16 protein-coding genes are annotated in these 16,097 nt (G+C 44.8%); 14 read left to right on the top strand and 2 right to left on the bottom strand.

Annotated features, from left to right (window positions below):
- The 14 genes from QVP35_RS02195 to QVP35_RS02130 all read left to right on the top strand — a co-directional run.
- Positions 1 to 301, top strand: a 301-nt coding sequence (locus QVP35_RS02195; protein ID WP_288187729.1) for a 2-C-methyl-D-erythritol 2,4-cyclodiphosphate synthase, incomplete at its 5' end; no start/stop codon positions are given.
- Positions 302 to 1,369: a GNAT family N-acetyltransferase gene (locus tag QVP35_RS02190; RefSeq protein ID WP_009288976.1), complete on the top strand. Its 1,068-nt coding sequence runs from the start codon at positions 302 to 304 to the stop codon at positions 1,367 to 1,369.
- Positions 1,370 to 1,371: 2 nt separating this feature from the next.
- Positions 1,372 to 2,973 (top strand): MBL fold metallo-hydrolase RNA specificity domain-containing protein, encoded by a 1,602-nt coding sequence (locus QVP35_RS02185; RefSeq protein ID WP_022260747.1) that lies wholly within the window; start codon positions 1,372 to 1,374, stop codon positions 2,971 to 2,973.
- A 44-nt stretch (positions 2,974 to 3,017) separates the two neighbouring features.
- Positions 3,018 to 3,215, top strand: coding sequence for a heavy-metal-associated domain-containing protein (locus QVP35_RS02180; RefSeq protein ID WP_006568586.1), 198 nt, complete (start codon positions 3,018 to 3,020; stop codon positions 3,213 to 3,215).
- Positions 3,216 to 3,572: 357 nt separating this feature from the next.
- Positions 3,573 to 4,301, top strand: a complete 729-nt coding sequence (locus tag QVP35_RS02175; RefSeq protein WP_006566087.1) for a pseudouridine synthase — start codon at positions 3,573 to 3,575, stop codon at positions 4,299 to 4,301.
- Complete coding sequence (gene ligA, locus QVP35_RS02170; protein WP_022260746.1) at positions 4,291 to 6,246, top strand: NAD-dependent DNA ligase LigA; 1,956 nt, start codon at positions 4,291 to 4,293, stop codon at positions 6,244 to 6,246. The genes QVP35_RS02175 and ligA overlap by 11 nt, the downstream gene beginning before the upstream one ends.
- 12 nt (positions 6,247 to 6,258) lie before the next feature.
- Positions 6,259 to 7,629 carry a ComEC/Rec2 family competence protein gene (locus QVP35_RS02165; protein ID WP_225103662.1) on the top strand — a complete coding sequence of 457 codons (1,371 nt, stop codon included), beginning with the start codon at positions 6,259 to 6,261 and terminating at the stop codon, positions 7,627 to 7,629.
- 21 nt (positions 7,630 to 7,650) lie between these two features.
- Positions 7,651 to 8,556 carry a homoserine O-succinyltransferase gene (locus QVP35_RS02160; protein ID WP_006566084.1) on the top strand — a complete coding sequence of 302 codons (906 nt, stop codon included), beginning with the start codon at positions 7,651 to 7,653 and terminating at the stop codon, positions 8,554 to 8,556.
- A gap of 333 nt (positions 8,557 to 8,889) precedes the next feature.
- Complete coding sequence (locus QVP35_RS02155; protein ID WP_009288971.1) at positions 8,890 to 9,933, top strand: 2-hydroxyacid dehydrogenase; 1,044 nt, start codon at positions 8,890 to 8,892, stop codon at positions 9,931 to 9,933.
- Complete coding sequence (locus QVP35_RS02150; protein WP_006566082.1) at positions 9,920 to 10,393, top strand: PTS sugar transporter subunit IIA; 474 nt, start codon at positions 9,920 to 9,922, stop codon at positions 10,391 to 10,393. Before QVP35_RS02155 ends, QVP35_RS02150 begins: the two co-directional genes overlap by 14 nt.
- Positions 10,394 to 10,423: 30 nt before the next feature.
- Positions 10,424 to 11,293, top strand: coding sequence for a class II fructose-bisphosphate aldolase (locus tag QVP35_RS02145; protein WP_009288970.1), 870 nt, complete (start codon positions 10,424 to 10,426; stop codon positions 11,291 to 11,293).
- An 18-nt stretch (positions 11,294 to 11,311) separates the two neighbouring features.
- Entirely contained in the window at positions 11,312 to 12,361 is a 1,050-nt protein-coding gene (locus tag QVP35_RS02140) for a PTS fructose transporter subunit IIC (RefSeq protein WP_006566080.1), read from the top strand.
- A gap of 33 nt (positions 12,362 to 12,394) precedes the next feature.
- Complete coding sequence (locus QVP35_RS02135; RefSeq protein ID WP_006566079.1) at positions 12,395 to 12,691, top strand: PTS fructose transporter subunit IIB; 297 nt, start codon at positions 12,395 to 12,397, stop codon at positions 12,689 to 12,691.
- Positions 12,692 to 12,736: 45 nt separating this feature from the next.
- The gene (locus QVP35_RS02130; RefSeq protein WP_009288969.1) at positions 12,737 to 13,303 is read left to right on the top strand and encodes a glycerol-3-phosphate responsive antiterminator; all 567 of its coding nucleotides are present in this window, start codon (positions 12,737 to 12,739) and stop codon (positions 13,301 to 13,303) included.
- Between the two features lie 135 nt (positions 13,304 to 13,438).
- Here the strand turns inward: QVP35_RS02130 and QVP35_RS02125 are convergent, their stop codons facing one another.
- Positions 13,439 to 14,272, bottom strand: coding sequence for a prepilin-type N-terminal cleavage/methylation domain-containing protein (locus QVP35_RS02125; protein WP_022260744.1), 834 nt, complete (start codon positions 14,270 to 14,272; stop codon positions 13,439 to 13,441).
- Positions 14,273 to 14,352: 80 nt separating this feature from the next.
- A complete protein-coding gene (locus QVP35_RS02120) occupies positions 14,353 to 16,083 on the bottom strand; it encodes an FUSC family protein (protein WP_009288967.1) in 1,731 nt (576 codons plus the stop codon).
- Between the last annotated feature and the right edge of the window lie 14 nt (positions 16,084 to 16,097).

Below are 16,097 nucleotides of genomic sequence, written 5' to 3'. Positions count from 1 at the left end.
GAAAGAGTGTTATCTCATTGAAAATGTAGATGCCACTGTGATTGCACAGAGGCCAAAGCTGGCACCCTATATCGAAGAGATGAGAGAGAAGATCGCAGAGACACTCGGAGTCGGAAGAAAACAGGTCAACGTAAAGGCAACCACGGAAGAACATCTGGGATTTACCGGGGAAGGACTTGGGATCAGCGCCCAGGCAGTCTGCATGCTGACCACCGTAGATAATTATATCTATGAAGACGTCTTAAGGCCCGGCGCACAGACCGGATGTCAGGGATGCCAGGGATGCCGGAAAGGGGAATAGATGGAACTTGTTTATGACGACAAAAGCCACAGAGATCTGATTTTTCAGATGTATCAGGATGTTTTTAAGGACCCTGAAAAGTTTGCGGAATATTATTTTGATGTAATCTATCCTAAAAATCAGGTGCTCATGGCATGGGACGGCAGCCGGCCGAAAGGGATGATCCATCTGAATCCGTACCGCATGAAAATTTCAGATAAGGAGTTTGACGCCCATTATATCGTAGCTGTGGCCACAAGGAAAGAAATGCGGAGAAAAGGAGTCATGCGAAAAATGCTTTGCAGAGTTCTCAATGATATGGCAGAGCGCAATGAGCCGTTCACATATCTGATTCCTGCCGATAAGGCTTACTATGAACCCTTTGACTTTGTATTTGTGATGGACTGGACAGAGACAGAGATCACAGGGGAAGAGGGTGCGGTTACAGGCTCCCTGGAACCATTTCGGGAAGATGATACACAGGAAGTTCTCCGGTTCTTAAACCGGCAGATCCGGTCATATGATATTTATACGGTGATAAACCCGGATTATTTAAAACAGGCGGCAAAGGAAGCAAAAAGCCAGGACGGAGACCTGATGGTGTTTAGAGAACACGGTGAGATAGCCGGAGTCTTTGCATACGGGAAAGAAAAAGATACCATATATGTACGGCTGGGATTCGGAACAGAGGAAAAAAGGTTTTTAGAGATGATCAGCCGCACGTTTCCCGGCAGTAAAATCGAGATATCGGCGGGCTGTGTGAAACGGGGGAGTAAGGTGCCGAAGATCATGTTCAGGATTACATCTCTTGAGGCGCTGTGCCGCTGCCTGAGAAGCAGAAAAAAAATAGAATTTGTTCTTACCGTGACGGACCCTGTGATCGGGAAGAATAACGGAACTTTCCTGTTTTCTGCCTCAAAAGACGGGACAGAAATCTGTCCTTCATCCAAAAAAGCCGAGGGTGAACTGTCGATCGGAGATTTTTCGAAAGCAGTATTTGGATACAGCGGGGAGGATGTATTGGAGAGGCATCCGTTTCTGAGAGAACTGATACCATTGGACGCCGTATATATTACCGAGGAGGTATGACTATGAAATTAATGTTTATCGGAGCAGACCATGAAGTAACGGGCAGCTGTCATTACGTGGAGGCGTGCGGGAAACGTTTTTTGGTCGACTATGGAATGGAGCAGGGAAAGAATGTTTATGAGAATGCAGAACTTCCGGTGAATCCGTCAGAAATTGACTTTGTGCTGCTGACTCATGCCCATATTGATCATTCGGGGCTGCTTCCGCTTTTATATGCCAATGGTTTCAGGGGCAGTGTTATTGCGACGAAGGCCACCAAAGATCTCTGTGATATCATGCTCCGTGACAGCGCCCACATTCAGGAGTTTGAGGCGGAGTGGAAGAACCGGAAGGCCAGACGGTCAGGGAAGCCGGAAGAGCCTCCTCTGTATACGATGGATGACGCGGTAAGTGTTATGGAGCAGTTCAAGGGCTGTCAGTATAACGAGAAATTAGAAGTGAGCCGGGGTATCAGCGTACGTTTTACAGATATAGGACATCTGCTCGGTTCAGCCAGCATTGAGGTATGGCTCACTGAGGCGGACACCCAGAAAAAGATTGTCTTCTCCGGTGATATCGGAAATAATAATCAGCCTCTGATCAAAGACCCCCATTATACGGAGAGTGCAGATTATGTGGTGATGGAATCTACCTACGGAGACCGTTTTCATGAAAGTCATCCCGATTATGTCGGAGAACTTGCCGGTTTGATTCAAAAGACCTTTGACCGGGGCGGAAATGTGGTGATCCCGTCATTTGCGGTGGGAAGGACCCAGGAGCTTCTGTACTATATCCGCCAGATCAAAGAGGAGCGCAGGGTGAAGAACCATGGGGATTTTGCCGTGTATGTAGACAGTCCTCTTGCAGTGGAGGCCACCAACGTTTTTCAGGAAAACATACATGACACATTTGATGAGGATGCCATGGCGCTGATCAATCAGGGCATCAATCCGATCACTTTCTCCAATCTGAAATTATCCATCACAAGCAATGATTCCAAGGCGATCAATTTTGATGAAGAACGGAAGGTGATCATCTCCGCTTCCGGAATGTGTGAGGCGGGAAGGATACGGCATCATTTAAAGCATAATCTGTGGAAGCCTGAAAATACGATTGTGTTTGTCGGATACCAGGCTTACGGCACGTTGGGCCGTGCTCTTGTGGAAGGGGCAAAAGAAGTCCGGCTGTTCAGTGAGACCATCAAAGTGGAAGCCGATGTGGTGCGCCTGGAAGGAATGAGCGGACATGCGGACAAAAAAGGACTCTCTGTGTGGGCGGAGGCTTTTAAAGACCAGCCTGAAAAATTTTTCATCGTTCACGGAGAGGATGAGACCTGTGACAACTTTGCCCAATACTTGGAAAGTGAATGCGGCAGGAAGGCAGAAGCACCGTACAGCGGGGATATTTTTGATCTGGCTGCAGGAGAGTGGGAGCTCAGGGTTGCGCCGAAGAAAGTGCCGGAAAGCAGGAAGGGCACGAGAAGAGCCAATGCTGTATTTGCAAGGCTGCTGGCTGCAGGCGAGCGCTTGATGTCTGTTATACGGAAAAGTGAGGGCGGGGCCAACAAGGATCTGGCCAGATTTGCGGATCAGATCAATGCTCTCTGTGACAAATGGGAGCGATGAAAGTATAAGAGCATTAGAAGATGTGATCATGAAGGAGGAAACAGATGAAGGTTTTAAAGTCCGAGGAGATGCTGTGCGACCACTGTGTGGACCGGATCAAGATCGGCCTTATGGACGCGGGCATTGAAGCGGAAGTTGAACTGAGTGATAAAAGCATCATCCTTCCGGAAGATGATGATACACTGATCGAAAAAGCAAAAGAAGTTTTGGGGGATCTGGGATATTTTGCACAGGAAATGTAAAATACCCGGATGATCCGGGAACTGTCCATAGAGACGTGCAATTTTCAGGCAATCGTGATACAATCATTGAGTATGACATTTTCCACATGATTTCCGTCCGGCTCTTAGAATGCCTCACTCCAATCATGTAGAAAATGGACGTAATATCTACTGGATAAGTATCCATCAAACAAATGGAATTGTCCAACGATAGTTTTTTAGCACTATTGGAGGAATGCATTTCAAAGCGTGACGGAAATAGCGCTAAAAAATTCATGACATTTTCCACAGAGCATACCGTATTTTATACCCTTCGGGTGTGCACGCTTTGTGTGATAAGGTATTACATTTTTAAAAACATAGGAGTAACGATGAAGAATGAGAGAGACTATAAACTCCGCCGTGAGGATTAATAAATTTTTAAGTCAGGCAGGCCTGTGTTCCAGAAGGCAGGCTGATTTTTATGTAGAGCAGGGCAAAGTGACGGTTGACGGAAAAACAGCCGAGCCGGGGACAAAGGTTTGTGAGGGGCAGGAAGTCTGTTTTAATGGAAAGCCGGTCCGGATGGATACTCAGACAGTATATCTTGCATACAATAAACCGAAAGGTATCGTTTGTACATCAAGCAAAGAGGAAGCCAACAATATTATTGACGCTGTCGGTTATCCCTCTAGAATCTATCCTGTGGGCCGCTTGGACAAAGATTCCCAGGGACTGATCCTGCTGACCAATGACGGGGAAGCCGCCAATGAGATCATGAAAGCCAGGAACTATCATGAAAAGGAATATGAGGTAACGGTCAATAAAAGGATCACCAACGATTTTATCCAGGGGATGAGAAACGGAGTGCCCCTTTCAGAGCTTGACACAGTGACGAGAAAATGTACTGTGAAGAAAGAGGGGCCCGATAGTTTCCGAATTATTCTCACTCAGGGGTTAAACCGGCAGATCCGCAGAATGTGTGAATATTTTGGATACAGGGTTACCAAACTAAGAAGAGTCCGGGTCATGAATATCAGGCTCGGCAATTTGAAAGAAGGATCCTACCGGAAGCTTACGCCGGAGGAAATAAAAATGTTAAAAGAGGAACTGATCCGTGAAAGATAAGTTTGACCGAATGAAAGAGCTGATCCATATCCTGAGCGAGGCATCCAAAGCCTATTATCAGGAAAACAGAGAGCTCATGAGTAATTTTGAATATGACAAGCTTTATGATGAACTTTTGGAGCTGGAGAAAGAGACAGATACGGTGCTGGCCGACAGCCCTTCGATTCATGTGGGATATGAACTTCTAACTTCTCTGGAAAAAGAATCCCACTCCTCCCCGATGCTTTCCCTGGACAAGACAAAAGAGGTGGGACAGCTGGAAGAATGGCTGGGAGACCAAAAGGGCCTTTTGTCATGGAAACTGGACGGGCTTACCATTGTTCTTACGTACCAGGAAGGCGTTCTTTTAAAAGCCGTGACCCGGGGGAACGGGGAAGTGGGCGAAGTCGTCACGAACAATGCAAAGGTATTTGTAAATCTGCCCAAAAAGATCGCGTATAAAGGAACCCTTGTAATCCGGGGAGAAGCCGTGATTCATTATTCTGATTTTCGGCGGATGAACGAAGATATGGAAGACCTGGACAGCAGATATAAAAACCCGAGGAATCTTTGCAGCGGTTCTGTCAGGCAGCTGAACAATGAAGTGACGGCCAAACGAAACGTCCGCTTTTATGGTTTTTCCGTGGCAGATGTTCCGGATGTGGATTTTCATAATTCTGTAGAGGAGAAATTCATCTGGGCAAGATCTCTTGGCTTTGATATCGTGGATTACGTGGCGGTGACGAAAGATACGGTGGCAGAGGAAGTGGAGCGCTTCTCACAGGCCATCGAGAACAATGATCAGCCTTCCGACGGCCTGGTGCTGATCTATGATGATATTGCATACGGCAGGAGTCTTGGAACGACAGCCAAATTTCCGAGGGATTCCATCGCTTTTAAGTGGGCGGATGAGATCGCGGAGACGACACTGAAAGAGATCGAATGGAGTCCCTCAAGGACAGGGCTGATCAACCCTGTGGCGATCTTTGATCCTGTGGAATTAGAGGGATCTACGGTCAGCAGGGCCAGTCTCCACAACATCAGCGTGATGGAAGAGCTGGAACTTGGCGTAGGAGATCAGATTTCTGTATATAAGGCCAATATGATCATTCCGCAGCTTGCAGAAAATCAGACAAGGAGCGGCGATGCACCGATTCCGGATACCTGTCCGGCCTGCGGAGGAAAGACGGAGATCGAAGAAGAAAACGGAATCCGTACCCTGGTCTGCCCGAATCAATTCTGCAGTGCCAAAAAGATTAAGCTGTTTTCGCACTTTGTATCCAGGGATGCCATGAACGTAGACGGACTTTCAGAGGCATCTCTGCATAAGATGATGGACAAGGGGCTTTTAAACGAACTGTACGATTTATTTACCCTGAAAGAACACAAGGAAGAAATTATAGAGATGGAAGGCTTCGGGGAGAAGTCCTTTCATAATCTGGCGGATGCCATTGAGAGGGCAAAAAAAGTGACACTTCCTAAGTTCTTATACAGCCTCGGCATTGCCAATGTAGGTCTGTCTAATGCAAAACTGATCTGCCGGTATTTTGAGGATGATTTGGATGCTATCAGAAATGCGGAAGCCGAAGACTTCACAGCGATCGACGGCATTGGACCGATCATCGGTGAGGCGGTCAGCGGATATTTCCGGCTGGAAAACAATAAACAGACGGTGGACAGACTGCTTCAGTATGTAGAGATTGAGAAAAGACAGACGGAAGAGACAGAGAAATTGCTGGACGGCAAGACCTTTGTCATCACAGGTTCTCTAGAACACTATGAAAACCGCAAGCAGCTCCAGGAACAGATTGAAATTCTGGGAGGAAAAGCGACCGGCTCCGTGACGAAAAAAACAGACTATCTGATCAACAACAATAAAAATTCCGCTTCTTCTAAAAATAAAAAAGCCATGGAACTCTCCATACCGATCATAACAGAAGAGGAATTTATGGACATGATAAAGTAAGGAATGAAGAATATGAAACGAAGGATAATTTCATGGATGCTGGCGGCAGTGATGGTCATGACATCTGCGGCAGTATGGATGGGAAATGAGAAACAGGCAGAAGCAGCTGCTTCATTTAAAGTGCATTTCATCGAGGTAGGCACCGGAGACGGTGCCCTGCTTCAGTATGGATCAGGGAAAAGTGCAAAATATGCGCTGATCGATGCAGGACCTCAGACAACACAGCTTCTGGGAGGAAAAACCATTGATGTCAGCCGCAGAGTGCATAACTATTTAAAGAAATATAAGATCCGCAGGCTGGAATTTATCATCATGACGCATCCTCATAAGGACCACATCGGGGGATTTATTTCTATACTGGAGGACAGATCCATTTCTGTGGGAAAGGTCTATGCGACTCAGCAGCCGGTTTACAATCATTATTCGGGAGATGATGATTTTTACAGTACAAAAACGTACCGCACCGTAAATGAATTGATCGCGGAGCGGGGGATACCGGTTGTTGTACCGCGGATGAAGTCATCCGTATATCTTGGAAAAGCAAAGCTAACATTTTACTCACCGGGACGGACCAATTTTAAATATGGGCGGGAAGTTGACTTTAATTCCCGGCAGGTCAACAAATTTTCTCTTGTATGCAGAATTACTTACGGAAAAAATTCATTTCTGATGACCGGGGATACTCAGCAGGAGTCTGAGTACGATATGATAAGCCAGAGGCTGAAACTCAAATCCCAGGTTCTGAAGGTCCCGCACCACGGATATGAGGATGTGCGCAATAAGGATGCGAAAGGAAAGTTTTCGTCCAATCACAAGAAGTTTTTTGACAAAGTGCAGCCTGCCATATCGATTATCAGCAATGGATACCGGAATAAGGACAGAGTTCCGTCCGGTCTGATCACGAGGGAACTTGCCAAGTCGAATATTTATACGACAGGTGACAATGGCAATATTATCGTTACTTCCAATGGAAGCAGGCTGAGTGTCAGCACATCCAGAAATAAAAATGAGCCGGCCAAGGCCAGCACTTATGTTTCTTCCAAGAAGTCATCACTGCTTCTGAAAAAGATGTCGGTGAAGTCCAACGGGAAGAAAAAACTGTCTATCGTGTCAGTCAATGCGAAAAACAAGTATAAGATCAAAGAGAAGGAACCTTTGAAAATCTCAATCAAGGCCACGCCCCAGTCATTTACTAGGATTAAGAATGTCCAGTATAAGCTGGTGAAAAAGGGGAAGAGCAGTGCCAAATACCGATGGAAGACCGGAAAGAAGGTCAAGGTTAAAAAAGGATTTAAAGGACGTCTTTACATAAAATACAATACGACTTCCGGAAGCACGATTGTGAAGACAAAAGGTTTTGTAATTAAAAAGAAAAAAAAGTAGAGAACAAAGGAGCGTGTGAATATGCCGATTAGAATTGATACAGACCTGCCGGCCAGGGCCATCCTGGAGGAGGAAAATGTCTTTGTGATGGATATAGACCGGGCGGTGACGCAGGATATCCGGCCGCTTAGGATTGCAATCCTGAATTTGATGCCGAATAAACTGGACACAGAGCTGCATCTGCTCCGGAGTCTCTCCAACACCCCGCTGCAGATCGACATCACATTTTTAAAGACTGCCTCTTATGAGCCCACACATGTGCCGGAATCCCACATGGAGAAATTTTATGTGTATTTTGATGAGGTGCGGGACAAAAAATTTGACGGAATGATCATAACCGGTGCTCCCGTGGAGCTGAAAGAATTTGAAGAAGTGGATTACTGGGAGGAAGTGGCGGAGATCATGGAATGGACGAAGAAAAATGTCACTTCCACTTTACATATCTGCTGGGCTGCCCAGGCAGGGCTTTACTATCACTATGGGGTTAAGAAAAACGTTCTGGACCAAAAGATATCCGGTGTGTACCGGCACTATCCGCTTCACAAAAAGACTCTGCTGGTAAGAGGGTTTGACGACTACTTTTTTGTTCCTCATTCCAGAAACACCGGTGTCGACGGCGAGGCTATCAAACAGTGCAAAGAATTAACTGTAGTGGCAGAGTCAGAGGAAACAGGACCATACCTGATCTTAAATGAGACTGGAAGCCAGATATTCGTCACGGGGCATCCCGAGTATGATGTCATGTCCCTCCATCAGGAATATATTAGGGATATGAACCGCGGGTTAAATCCGGAGATTCCAAAGAATTATTATCTGGATGACGATCCGAAAAAGGGACCGGTAAAGTCATGGAGATGCCATGCCAATGCGATGTATTATAATTGGCTGAACTACTATGTATACCAGGCAACTCCTTATGATTTGTAGGATTTTATGAAAAAACCGAATTTCACATAAAAAATATTTCTTGTATTGATATTATTTTTCGAGTCTGGTTTCTTAATTTGCCGTTGACATTTACAAGGAATTTATGATAGGATAACTACAAGGAATTCCTGAATTAAAACAAAATAATATTGTCGTATAGAGATTTGAATATGACAGAAGATTATGGCTTATGCCATGATTTTCTGTCATATTTTTTTGTTTTATAGGAAAGTTCTACGATATTTCCTAATGAAATAAAAACGCTCTGCGGGTTGAGAGTTGAAGTGGGATTGCCCGCTTAGTTACATAATCTTTTATGGAAAGGTGGTCAGGATGAAAGAGATAAAAATATTATGTGTCTACGATGGATACATAACGAAAGACATCATGAGCGGAATGAAAGAACTGGAGAAATTTGGAGCCCATATTACTATGATCAATGATGACCAGATAAAAAACGTGGGGGATGTTACCAATCGAATGCTGCTGCTGGAGCAAAAAGGTATTGCGGAGGCACCAACGTGCAGAACTTTGCTGGAGAATTGTTCAGACAAAGAGATTTTGGTTGTTCACTGTACATCAATCAACAAAGAGATTCTGGAGGCTTGTTCAAAACTTCAGGCAGTGGTTGTTCTTCGCGGCGGCATTGAAAATGTGGACAGCAGTGAGCTTGCCAAGCGGCAGATTCCTCTGATGAACGCATCTTTAAGAAGTGCGGATGCGGTCTCTGATGCAGCCGTAGGCATGATGATCGCTGAAAATAAAAATATTGCAAGGAGCCACCATTATATGAAAGAAGGGAGATGGGTAAAATCATATATCAATCAAAGATACATACGCAATATGAATAAATGTACGGTTGGATTGATAGGCTACGGCGCTATTGGATCCAGAGTGGCAAAAAAATTAAAGGGATTTGAAAGCCAGATTCTGGTCTATGACCCCTTTGTCAGCAAAGAGCAGATTGAGAAAGATGGTGTGAAAGTTGTAGAGCTGGACCAGTTATTAGAAACATCCGATTTTGTCTCCGTGCATTTAAGATTGTCTGATAAAACGAAGAAATTTATGGGAAAGCGGGAATTTGTACAGATGAAGAAAACAGCTTACTTTATCAATACTGCCCGGGCAGGACTAGTGGATACAGAAGCACTTACAGACGCTTTGAAAAACCGTGAGATCGGCGGTGCGGCCATCGATGTATTTGATCAGGAACCGCTGTCAAAAGGCCACCCATACTTAAATCTTGAAAATGTAACACTGACTTCTCATCTTGCAGGAACGTCAAGTGATACTCCGGTTGTAAGCGTAGAGATCGGTGTTCAGAAGCTGAAAGATTACCTCACCAGAATGGCGGAGGAAGACAATGAAGAAGATTAATCTGGCAGAAGTTCTGCTCAAAGAGATGGCTGTCTTTGACTGTAAATCATTTGAAAGTAAAGAGGAGATGTTTGACATTGCGGCTCTGAAATTTACGGAAGAAGGATTTGTCACAAATGCGGAAGCATTTGAAGAAGCTTTGAAGTTCAGGGAAACCCTTGGCCCCACATATATGGGGAATTTGGTTGCTGTACCCCATGGAAAATGCAGAGAAGTTTTAAAGCCTGGAATAGCATTTTACAGATGCAAAGAACCTTTTGTTTATGAGTCCGCAGGAGAATCCGGATTTGTAAAATACATTTTTGTATTAGCTATTTCTGAAAATCAAGAGAACAATTATCATCTGAGAGTACTGGCAGCATTAGCAGGAATGCTGGCACATAAAGAATTTTTAAAGCTTTTGGAAGAAGCCGCAGACTATGAAGAATTTATTCATGGAATAAATCAATTAAAACTATAAAAAGGTATGTACGAAAGGAGGAAATGACTCATGTTAGTCACACTAAAAGAGATCTGTAAGATCGCGGATGAGAGAGGGATTGGAGTGGGGGCATTTAATGTGCCGAATCTTGAGGCTTTGACCGCTGTCGTAGAGGCAGCGGAAGAATTGAATGCTCCGGTTATCATTGCCCATGTTGAAATTCATGAAAAATATGTTCCGATTGAAGTCATTGGACCGATCATGATTGAAACTGCAAAAAATGCGTCTGTCCCAGTCTGTGTTCATTTAGATCATGGTACAAGTTTTAACGAAATAATGAAAGCTCTGCGGATTGGATTTACTTCTGTCATGATTGATGCGTCTTCTGAGGATTATGATACAAATGTGGAGAGGACAAAAGAGATTGTGAGGATAGCCCATGGTATGGGAGTTTCTGTAGAAGCGGAGCTGGGACACATTTTAGTCTCTGAAAAAGGAGCTTCTGAGGGTGATGTCACCCCAAATAACGTAAATCCCAAAGATTGTTATACAGATCCTGAGAAGGCAAGGGAGTTTGTCAAGAACACAGGAGTGGATGCCCTGGCAATAGCGTTCGGCACTGCACATGGGGTATATGCTGCAAAACCAGTATTAGACCTGCAGCGGATCATGGAAATAAAGAAAAAAATTGATATTCCGCTGGTAATGCACGGTGGTTCAGGCGTATCAAGCGACGAATTTAAGACTGCGATTCAAAACGGGATAAAAAAGATTAACTATTATACATATATGGCCTTGTCCGGAGCCGATCGAGCGAAGAAATTCTTATATGAAAGTAGAGATGATGACAGCGTTCAGTTTCATGATATCGTCATGGCAGGAAAAGAAGGTATGAAAGAGAATGTCAAAATTGCAATGAACACTTTTTTAATGAAGTGAGAGAAAAGGAGAAGAATATTGAAGGATAATTTATTGGAGTTTAAAGCCACAGTGATGTCAGCTATTACAACTGGTGTATCCTATATGCTTCCTTTTGTTGTAGCCGGAGGCATATTAGTAGCCATTTCATTTGCAATCGGAGGTTATGATGTAGGCTCAGCGGTTGAACCGTGCAAAACCTTAGCTTCCACCCTTTATTATCTTGGACAGATTGGGCTTAGTACCCTTATGGTTCCGATTTTAGGCGCGTTTGTTGCATATTCCATTGCAGATAAACCGGGTATCTGTGTTGGAATGTATGCCGGATGGATTGCGACAGATCCGTGGAGCATTGGATATGCATCCGGTTTCCTGGGGGCGCTGATCGGCGGCATTATTGCTGGATATCTGGTGGAGGCCCTAAAGAAAATGCCGCTGCCAAGATCCTTAAAATCACTGCTGCCCACGTTAATCATTCCTCTGCTTGGATGCGGAATGATAGGACTTTTAATGCACTATGTACTGGGAGGACCGCTGGGAGCCTTAACGACTGCATTAACACATTTTCTTGACGGTCTTGGGACAGGCAATATCATCATCTTAGGCCTTGTGCAGGGAGCCATGATTGCTTTCGACATGGGCGGGCCATGTAATAAAGTGGCCTATGCATTTTCACTGGCCTGCATGGAAACAGGAAACTATCTGCCGATTGCTGCCGTTTTTGTGGCTGCAATGGCACCTCCCATGGCTATGGCCATTGCAATGATCGTGAAAAAAGATTATTTTACGAAAGAAGACAGAAGCTCCATTCCCGGGTGCATCGCAGGATGCCTGTGTATGATCACTGAATTTGCCATTCCTCATGCAGCAAAAGATGTAAGACGCATTCTTTGCTTTTGTGTCGGATCAGCCATCGGTTCTGCCATGTCTTTTGCTCTCGGTGTGACAATGAGGGCACCTCACGGAGGGTTATTTGTCTTATTTGCAGTCAATAAGCCGCTTGTGTTCATAATCTGTCTTGTAACGGCGGTTTTAATTTCAGCAGCATTGATTATATTTATCGGACATCCGGTGGAGCAGGAGACATAGGGAGAAAACACAAATACAGATAAGGAGAAATGTATGAAGGTAATCGGAATCACATCATGTGCAACAGGGATCGCGCATACATATATGGCGGCTGATGCAATAGAAAATATATGCAAAGAAAGAGGATATGAATGTAAAGTCGAAAGACAGGGGGCCCTTGGAATAGAAAACAAGCTAAAAGCAAGAGAGATCAAAGAAGCGGACTTGATCGTTTTTGCCAATGATGTAGGTATTTCGAAGGCGGAACGGTTTAAGGGATCAGAAGATAAGATATTCCAGACAAAACCTCATGACGTAATAAAAAATCCTGCAATCATTTTTAATAAATGATATGATGAATGAAAAGGAGCAGGAGACTATGGGAGAGGGAGAGCTATGTTTGATGATGGAAAATTTCATGTGATACCAGCGGTACGCAGTCTGAAGTTTTTTGCAGAAGCGCTGAGAACGGAAGAAGAGTGGATTTTGACCAGCAACTGTGCACATATAGGAAATCTGCAGAGCCTGTCTCACAAATGTCATGATGCCAATAAAAAAATTATTGTAAATCATGAGATCGTGGGCGGACTGGGAGCCGACAAGACTGCGTTTGAGTTTTTAAAGAAGATGTACCATGTAGACTGTGTCATGGGAGTTCACAATATCCGGCTGGGAATGGTCAAGAATGAAGGAATGAAGACCATTCAGCGCATCACTCTTTCAGACTCCTTTGCTCTGGAACAGGCTGCCAAAAGCTTACAGATTTCAAAGGCAGATGCCATTGAGCTGCGGCCGGCATATTATGCAGCAGAGTTTTTGGATTATTTCAAAAAAATCAAAGACTGCTGTTATATTGCCGGCGGATTTATCGACAGTAAAGACACGGTTGATATAATGTACAGGGCAGGATTTAATGGGATTACAACAAGCAATGAGAAGCTATGGAACTATCAAATACGATAAACAATAAAAGGACTTATGATCAGGGCAGGTACGGTTTTTAAAGCTGTACCTGCCCTTTATGAAATGATTTCGGATTGGCACCGCATACGGAGCAGCAGTAGTAATCTTGCTGCCATGTTCTGTTTAAGGAAGTGTTTACTTCATATTCTTAAAGATCTGATAGATCTTTGAATAATTTTTCTTATCATCCTCACTCTGTTTCACTCCGGTGTACTCCGTCCAATCACTGTCGCTTCTTCCGAGAACGCTATAAGTACGCGGTTTTCCGTCAGAAGAATCGGAAGCAGACAATGTCTCCCTACGTACAGCCACATATCCGGCAGTGTAAGTGCCTCTCGCAGAATTATAGCGAATGACTTTTACTTTATCACCGGGACTCTTGGAACTGATATCCTCTGTGGTCCAGTAGAAATAATAGCTGCTGCCTTTTCCCTGAAAAGACCATGTATTGACCCCTGCCTGGCCGGCGTTAAATCCTGCCTGCCCAAGAGCATTCAGAAGATTTTCATAGGCTTTTCCTGTACCGGAAGAGGAATCGATATTTTTGTTCATGTAGCCTTCGATCAGTTTTGCGATGTCCGGGTTATTCGCTATGATATAAGACAATGCCTCGTTCATGTTAAAATCGTAATTTTTATCATGTTTGCCGCACACAATGACGATGCTTCCGTCAGATCCGCGGCTGACATCATAGGCCCCGCCCTGCCGGCATTTGTATTCGGATTTTTCGGCAAGAGATTTCAGGTATGCGGTGTCGTATTTTCCTGACTCTTCCAGTTCATAGATTTCATCGGCTGTGAGATCTCTCAAAAGTCCTGCTTTGCTGACCAGGCAGGCTTTCTTCTGGGCGCTGGTGATGTAGCTGATCAGGGAAGGAATCAAAAGAGCCAGAAGTATTGCCAGAATCAAGAGAACTACAATGAGTTCCACTAAGGTAAAACCCTTATTTTTCTTGTATTTGTATGACATCACAGTATGGTCAGCTCCTTTCCGAATCTTTCTTTTAGTATAGCATATCTGCCTGGGATCAGATACAGAAAAAGAGAAATCTACGACAAAGCCTGAATGCGGGGTTTCTTTCTGTGAGCATTTCTCACTCTTTGACGGCATTTTGGAAGCATATTCTTCAGCTTCTCCCATTCTTCATCATCTGCATTTTTTGCAAGCTTTTCCTCCAGCAGATGGGACTGGATGATCAGGCTGTAATAGAGCTGTGTATCCGTATCCTCCTGCCTGCATATCTGTGTCAGCAGCTTTGTAGCTGCTGCATATTTATTCCAAAGCTGTTCTGTTGCAAGTCTCCGGCTGAATGGAAAGACTACAAGGTTGAAGATCAGGGAGACCAGAATTCCAGCGATTATATATGCCAGGCGGACTGCCAGCATTTCTCCCACACTGTTCCATCCAAAGACATCGGTAAAGACGGCGGCGCCCAGAGCACCAATGGTGGAACAGGCGAAAGTGCCGGTATAGTCTGTAAAGTAAAAGGAAAGGTATCCGGATAACATCATAATCGCAGTGCGGCCTGTCATAGACGGAACAGCCGCATACAAAAGCAGGCTGAGGAGACCGCCGGCTGCCGTGGCGGCAAACCTTTTCTTTGCCTTTTGTCCGATGTCGTCTGCATACGGCAGAGAAACAGAAGCGATGGTAAACAGCAGCCATTTTCCGTGAACAAGGTGCATGGACTGGACAAACAGGCATGAACATGCCAGGAGCAGACCGACGCGCAGGGCATATACGACTCTGACCGGACTGATATCCAGGGCGGCCTTCAGCCGGATGGAAAGAGAGAGCATTGTCTTCCGGTACCGGGTCTTTTTTTCAGGGTCCGTCATATGGAGGAGATGTTCCTGCAGATAGGTAAGCCCGTCAAATAGTTCCTTTGCCCTGGAATCCTCTTTCTGAGATACAAAGTCAGACTGGAGGAGCGGAGGGAGTTCTTTGATCTGTCCCTGTACAAACTGCCGGAAGACAGAGAGCTTTTCAGAGACGGAGCAGAGCATTTTCGTCTGGAAAACAGAGAGCGGCTGTTCCATATCGGAAAGGATCAGAAACAGATGTTCTATCCCCCGTCCGGAATCGATGACCGCAAAATCAGCATCTGAAATGCACAAAATCTTCTTACGGCGGTCATAAACCATACGGCTTAAGCGGAACAGATTTTTTCTCACGTCTTCCGGTGTGTCAGGGGCTCCTTTTCCGGTGATCATATAATCGATCAGATCGCAGGTCTCATCAATCATATCAGACAGCGCATCTCTTGTGGTCTCAATAACCCGTTTACGGCCCATAATGAACTGATACAGAATGATGCAGACAGCACCCGTGATCATGGCGGCCAGACGCTTTGGCAGCAGATCCGGTGTAATCGGTGAAATAAAGATCAGGAACAGATAGGACAGTATGTATGGGAAGTAAAGGTGGCTGGAATGCTCGTAAGTAAAAACATAAAGGATCAGAAAGATCATTCCGAAGTTCAGCGGAAATGAAAACACAGGGGGCAGTGTGTTTACAACACAGGCAGAGACAGCCATGGCTGCAAGGACAGCAGCCTGGCCTGCCAGATGTTTTACCGGTGAAGCGGTCATATCCTTTAACATAGAAGATGCCATCATAATGGTAAAAATAACACCGACGATGGAATTTTCCATGCCAAATACTTTCTGGAATACTGTGACAAAAGTAATAATAAAAATAAAATCCAGAGTGGCAAATCTGAAATTCTTCTTCAGACTTTCCTGGCAGGAAGCCAGTATCTTTTTAGTCTTATTGTTCAATTAGAATGCCTCCT

The organism is Anaerostipes sp. CAG:276 (assembly GCF_000432215.1).
Taxonomy (GTDB): domain Bacteria; phylum Bacillota; class Clostridia; order Lachnospirales; family Lachnospiraceae; genus Anaerostipes; species Anaerostipes caccae.
Note: the sequence above shows the minus strand (reverse complement) of the source record. Positions and strands in the feature narration are given on the sequence as shown.